The sequence below is a fragment of the Nodosilinea sp. LEGE 07088 genome (assembly GCF_015207395.1).
GTDB lineage: Bacteria > Cyanobacteriota > Cyanobacteriia > Phormidesmidales > Phormidesmidaceae > Nodosilinea.
Genome location: NZ_JADEWX010000252.1, coordinates 1 through 6,269 on the forward strand (window position 1 = coordinate 1; position 6,269 = coordinate 6,269).

Annotated in this window: 5 protein-coding genes; 2 read left to right on the forward strand and 3 right to left on the reverse strand. The window is 55.7% G+C overall.

Annotated features, from left to right (window positions below; genetic code table 11):
• The first annotated feature begins 357 nt into the window (after positions 1 to 357).
• On the forward strand, positions 358 to 1,062 hold the full coding sequence (locus IQ254_RS28945; RefSeq protein WP_193969619.1) for a Uma2 family endonuclease: 705 nt from the start codon (positions 358 to 360) through the stop codon (positions 1,060 to 1,062).
• Positions 1,063 to 1,305: 243 nt separating this feature from the next.
• Here the strand turns inward: IQ254_RS28945 and IQ254_RS33320 are convergent, their stop codons facing one another.
• Entirely contained in the window at positions 1,306 to 1,647 is a 342-nt protein-coding gene (locus tag IQ254_RS33320) for a hypothetical protein (RefSeq protein WP_193969615.1), read from the reverse strand.
• Between the two features lie 89 nt (positions 1,648 to 1,736).
• On the opposite strand from IQ254_RS33320, the gene IQ254_RS28955 reads away from it, so the two are divergent.
• The gene (locus IQ254_RS28955) at positions 1,737 to 2,402 is read left to right on the forward strand and encodes a hypothetical protein (protein ID WP_193969616.1); all 666 of its coding nucleotides are present in this window, start codon (positions 1,737 to 1,739) and stop codon (positions 2,400 to 2,402) included.
• Positions 2,403 to 2,517: 115 nt separating this feature from the next.
• Here the strand turns inward: IQ254_RS28955 and IQ254_RS32885 are convergent, their stop codons facing one another.
• Both IQ254_RS32885 and IQ254_RS28965 read right to left on the reverse strand, forming a co-directional pair.
• Positions 2,518 to 5,934 carry a UvrD-helicase domain-containing protein gene (locus IQ254_RS32885; protein WP_193969617.1) on the reverse strand — a complete coding sequence of 1,139 codons (3,417 nt, stop codon included), beginning with the start codon at positions 5,932 to 5,934 and terminating at the stop codon, positions 2,518 to 2,520.
• Positions 5,935 to 6,078: 144 nt separating this feature from the next.
• A partial coding sequence (locus IQ254_RS28965) for a hypothetical protein (protein ID WP_193969618.1) occupies positions 6,079 to 6,269 on the reverse strand: 191 nt, incomplete at its 5' end.

Consider the following 6,269-nt stretch of genomic DNA (forward strand, 5'->3'; position numbering starts at 1 on the left):
TGGTTTGGTAGGATGCAGGAAACATATTGGTTTAGGGGAGCTGCACTGAGGCTCCCTATTTTTTGTCCCCTTTATTGTCTCAAAGCCCTGTACCGCATGACGTTGAGTACCCTTGTCACCCGTTAAGGCTAAAGACTAGAGGTAGCGTAGGCTGTAAACCAGCGATCGCGCACTAGGCACCCAACTTGCGTCAGGGGGCAAACGCAGTCTCAACCCCAGGCAACGCGGGTGCCACCGCTGGGCGTAGGTAACAAGTCTGAGAAGCTAGACCGCAGCTGGATTTAACGGTCAGGGGATAGCCGCTAGCCAACTATAGACAGACGGTAAACTAGAAGCATGCTCAATCCTGTTGTCGCCATGACTCTGGCCCGAGACCCAAGCACTGCCGCCCAAGCGCCCCAAGCCGTAGTGCTTCAGGGGGGGGAGGATATGGTCTTTCCGCCTGGTGACATCTACAGCGACGAGCCTCCCTTGGAAACTGATCTACACCGCGACCAAATCGATTTGCTAATTCGCCTACTACGGTGGCTATGGCAAGATCGACAAGACTTCTACGTGTCCGGCAATATCACCATTTACTACAGTCCGAACCAGCTCAAATCCGAAGATTTTCGAGGTCCAGATTTCTTCGTTGTGCTTGGCACAGAGCGTCGATCGCGCAAAAGCTGGGTGGTGTGGGAAGAGGGCGGTAAGTACCCCAACATCATTATTGAACTACTGTCAGAGTCTACGGCCCAGACCGACCGGGGCTTGAAAAAGCAGCTCTACCAAGATACCTTTCGCACCCCCGACTACTTCTGGTTTGACCCCAACACCCTAGAGTTTCAGGGCTATCATCTGCTCGATGGCAAATATCACGAGCTAGAACCGAACGAGCGCGGCTGGCTCTGGAGTCACCAGCTGGAGCTTTATCTGGGCATTCAAGACCAACAGCTGCGATTCTTTACCCCTGGGGGGCAATTGGTACCTACCCCAGAAGAGACGGCGCAAGCAGAGCACCAGCGCAACGACAAGCTAGCCGCCAAACTGCGAGAACTTGGCGTTGATCCTGACGATCTCTAAGGGTGCTGCTGGCAATGAAAATACCCAAGAATTTTGCGTCCTCTCAAGGGCGCAGGCCCTGCGCCCCTACCTTGGATATCTTCTTTTCTAGAAACTCCCTAAGAGTATTCCACCTAAAAAAATATCCCGATCAGGAACGCGAACTCGATCCAGGGGCCGATCGCGGAGAGACACCGGATAGGTATTTAGTTGGAACACTCTCAGCCTGATATCGCTGAACTCATGGCAATCGTTAGATCCGCTCTAAACAGAACTACCCACCTTTTCGCTGAGGTACAGGTTGGTGACGTACTGCAAGATCACCATGCCGTCGATCGCAGCCCAGACCCGATGCCAAGCCGTGACGCGAGGCCCCCAATCGGCCAGCAGGCGACTCGAAATACCGGTGCCTGCCCCAATATCGGCCACCACGAGCGATCGCGGGTCGCCCCGGTCGGCCAACATCGCGGCGATCGCCCCCTCGGGGTAGCTGGGCCGATAGCGAGCATAGTCTGCGGCGCGGTCCGAGAAGCGCCCTAGGGGGTTGAGGGTATGGAGGGGTAAAGCATTGTTTGGCATAGTAGCGATCGCCAGCACTGCGCCCAAGATCTTACCGCGTCTAAACCGCGCGCTGACCCAAAGCGGGGCCCAAGCGAGGCCCAAGTAGAGCCCAGGAATGATTGGGGTACATTAGGGTGACCTCTCGCCGCGATCGCGCGATCGCCCCCAGCATGACCTCGACCATCCTCCAGGATCGTGACTACGTTGTGATTTTGGCTAAGACTGCCGCTCACTGCCAACTACCCATGCAGATCAATGCTTGGAACCAGGCCCAGGCGGCAACTCAGGCCTTAGTTCATCAATGCGAGCGCCTCGATCCCGACGGGGTAACGCTCTACGTCTCCTGCCAGGAAGAGGTGCCAATCAATTGTTTTCGCAAGTATGAGCAGGTCACCAGCGACAACCTGGCGACACTGCTAGACGGCAACTATCCCCCCCATAGTCTGCCGCTCCAGGGGGTTTTGACGGCGGCTCTGGAAGATTATCTCCATCGCAAAGCAGCAGGCAAGACCAAGGCCAACGGCGAAACCATCGTGGTCTTACTCGATGGGGAACCCCAAGACCGCCTGGCGATCGCCAAGACGATCATCCATGTGACTCAGCAGCTAGAGCACCCCACCGAACTGGCCATCGGCCTGGTGCAGGTGGGCGACGACCCGATCGCAACGGGGTTCTTTCAGGCCTTAGATGACGACCTCCAGACCCACGGCGCGGCCTTTGACATTGTCGATACGGTTAAAACCACCGATATCGCTGAGCAAGGGCTGACCCAAACCCTGCTCAACATGATTCACGACTGAGCATACTGGTAGGTCTATCATGGACAGACACCCAGTCATCAAAAACCGGGTTTCTTTTATTAGCAGCAAGCCAGCTCGTTACTAGCGCAGAAACCCGGTTTTTAGCCGCAGCGAGCTACTCCGCCCGCTGTAGCGCCGTAATCTTGGGGTCGATGATCTTACGACCCTGGCCCTGAAAGTAAATCGCCAGGCAGATCTTATTGCCTGCCCCAAAAATGTGGGTCACCTCACCGGCTCCGTAGGCCTTGTGCACCACCACATCGCCCACCGTCCAATCGGTCTCGTGGGCACCGCTGCCAGGTCGGGCGGCGGCCTCGCGCTGATTGCGGGCCTCGCGAATGGGGGTGCTCCACTTTTGGGGTAGGCCCGTGCTGCTGTTGCCCGTGATGTAATCTAAGGGCAATTCGGATAAAAATAGAGAGGGACTGGCGGGTTGGCGATCATTGCTGTAGAGACGACGCTCCCGGGCGTGGGAAATAAACAGACGCTCCTTAGCGCGGGTAATGCCCACGTAGCAGAGGCGACGCTCTTCTTCGGTGGCGGCGGGGTCTTCCAGCGAGCGATGGTTGGGAAAGAGGCCCTGCTCTAGACCGACGAGAAACACGACAGGGAACTCTAGACCCTTAGAAGCATGCAGGGTAATCAGCGAGACAGCATTTTTGCCCTTATTATCCTGGTCTGAGGCGAGGGAAGCATTAGCGAGAAAGGCCAGCAGAGAAATATCTTCGTTTTCCTCCTCAAATTGCAGTGCAGCATTGTACAACTCTTGTACATTACCCAAGCGCTCATCAGCCTCGTCGGTGCCTTCGGCCTTGAGGGCCGCCAGGTAGCCGCTGTCTTCAATCACACCTTGAATGATTTCAGACCCTTTTTTCTCGTCAATGTCCTGGCGGTATTTTTTGATAATGTCGGCAAACTCTATCACACCTTTGGCAGACCGCCCTGCAAGAGTCTTTACTGAGGTCTCATCACTGAGAATTTCCCACAAGGGAATTTTCAGGGTACTAAGGGCAGCCTGCTCCAGCTTGTCGAGGGTGCCCTTGCCGACGCCGCGCCGGGGCACGTTGATCACCCGCTTGAGGCTGACGGTGTCGAGGGGGTTGGCGATCCCCCGCAGGTAGGCCAGTACGTCTTTGATCTCGCGGCGATCGTAGAACCTCAGCCCCCCCACCACCTGGTAGGGAATACCATAGCGGGTTAACACCTCTTCAAATGGACGAGACTGGACGTTGGTTCGGTAGAGAACTGCAAAGTCGCCCCAGTTTAACTCCGGATGCTGGGTCTCCAGATTGCGAATCTGGCTGATTACAAAATCGGCCTCAGCTCTCTCAGTATCGGCCCTGTAGACGTAGACGCTCTCCCCCTCCCCTCGGGTGGCCCGCAGCATCTTGTCAATGCGCTCGGTGTTGTTTTCAATCAGGTGATTGGCGACTTCGAGAATGTTTTTGGTCGAGCGGTAGTTTTCCTCCAGCTTGACCATCGAGCGAGTGTCATCGTCGGGCAACCCGTCGCCAAAGTCATCCTGGAAGTTCATCAAAATGGTGAAATCGGCAGCGCGGAAGGAATAGATGGAATTGTGTACCAGCAAGCCTTCAGCGACGTAGCTGTGGCTACGATCGACCTCTAGATCGTAGACCTCGCCATCGTAGTTTTCTTGCCAAACGTCAGAAACGTTGTGCTCCTCTAGTTGTCCATCTACGTCTAGCAGTACCTTCATACCCGGATGGAGATGGGAAAGGGGCAAGAAATTATAAATTTCGCCGTCAATCTGGGCTCGACGACGAATGTCCAAACCTCCCGCCCCCGCCGCCGCTTTCACGATAGAGACGGCCTCAGGGTAGGACGTTCGAGCGGTTTCGTAGCGGTAGGTACCCGGTAGCTTGCCTGGACGAATGGGGTAGCCAGCCTCGGCAAAATTAGCCGCAATATCAGCCCGATTGGATGACCACTGGATGCGGTGATCAGCCTTAGGATGCAGACGCTCTTTTCGCACATTGCCGAACATCGTCAAATTGATCGTTTGACGACGCAACCCGTTTTGAGGGCGGTAATGGGGAAAGTCGGGATGCAGCCAAAGGTCTTGCATTAGCGCTTCGGCTTTCGTAAACGTATCCAGCTCAGAAAATAACTTGAAAATCGTCTCGTCTGAAATACTCAGCTTTCGCCCCTTGGCATGGAACACCATAGTCGGTAAGCCATACTGGGCGGCAAAATATGCCTCGTAATAAGCTGCTTCCTCATAGCTATCGGTGGCTTTTAGCACCCAGAGCTTATCGGCATTCTCCTGGGCAACCCGAACCTTAAAGCCAATCTCCTTTTTGCCATAGTCGTTAGAGCGCTGCCCGGTGGTCAGGCCGATACGATAGCCTCGATCTTGCCGAAACATCAGGTAGACATAGTAGCAATCCAGCAGCGGCACCATGCGAGCCATCAGAATATGGTGGGGGGTACCCCTAAGGATGCGATTGCCCGCCCGTACACACCATAACTTTCCCTTGAACTGCCCTTTTTGAATGTGAGTGATTTTCGCTGGATATAGGGTCTTCTGCCCCAGCGTAGACAGTACCTCATCCCCAACCTGAAGCGACTGAATTGGAACGTTCCCCTGAGGCGTCAGGATATCTGTGTCGGGCGGTAGGCACTGATCGGCATCACCAACGACAAAAACAGAGCGGTGGTTCCAGTCTTTGTAGGTGGCGATCGATTCTCCGTTGGTGGCCAGCAGGCGAATCAGGTCGTACTGGGTGCGGTTGGTGTCCTGGTATTCATCCACCAAAATGTGGCGAAAGCGCTTGTGCCAGTAGCCCAGCACCTGCTCGTTCTGCTGAAACAGGTGCACTGGCATGAGAATTAAATCGTCAAAATCGAGTGCATTGTTCTCGGCTAGGGCCTTTTGGTAGTGACGATAGACATCGGCAATCACCCGGCCCCGGTAGTTGGGCTGCTCTTTTTCTAGCTCATCGGGGGTGAGGTTTTGGTTTTTAGCGTTGCTGATAGCAAAGCGCACGGAGCGGGGGTTGAACTTTTTGTCGTCCAGGTTCAGGGTCTGGATGACAATGGTTTTGACGACGCTTTGGGCGTCAGACTCATCAAAAATGGAGAAGTTTTTGGTCCACCGGTAGCCCGCCGGGTGCTGGTACTTTTCAATGTCAAACCGCAGAATACGGGCGCAGAGCGCGTGGAAAGTGCCAATCCACAGATGCTTGGTAATGGTTTTGTAGACCTGGGATCTGAGCTTGGTTTGCTCGTACTGCGGCAGGCTCGAGAGCGACTTGCCGTGGCGGGCCTGGGCATCCTGCTCGGCAAACAGTACCTCTATGCGCTCCTTCATTTCCTTGGCGGCCTTGTTGGTGAAGGTCACCGCCAAAATGTTGTCGGGGTCAGTTTTGTGGGTGAGCACCAGGTTGGCGATGCGGTAGGTGAGCGCCCGGGTTTTGCCTGACCCCGCCCCAGCTACCACCAGCAGCGGCCCGCAGTAGTGCTCGACGGCCTGGCGCTGGGCGGGATTGAGGGGGGCAAGAAAATCAGTCATCGGTAGCCGGGTGGGGTTTTCGCCTATTTAGTATGACACCGGCTGCCAGCATCCGGTTAGCTATAGGCCTCACCCCGATTTTCAGGCGTTGATGTGAGAGCAGGTGCCGAGGCACCCCAGACCCTATTGAACCGGGTCGCTGACTCACAGGCGGTGAATCCATTTGGTGAGAATGCGCATGGGTTGGCCAGTGTTGGGGTCGAGCTGGGGCTTGCTCCAAGCGCGGGGTTCGGCAAAGCCGAGCTGGTGCAGATGGGCGATGACGAGTTCCATGCCGGTGGCGGTGCCGATGAGGATGACGCGCACGGGTTCGCGGGGGTCGGCGGGCTCTGGGC

What these genes read in the sequence shown, in the direction of transcription:
- IQ254_RS28945 (WP_193969619.1), top strand. Translation starts at nt 358, where the DNA reads ATGACTCTGGCCCGAGACCCAAGCACTGCCGCCCAAGCGCCCCAAGCC.
- IQ254_RS32885 (WP_193969617.1), bottom strand. Translation starts at nt 5,934, where the DNA reads ATGACTGATTTTCTTGCCCCCCTCAATCCCGCCCAGCGCCAGGCCGTC.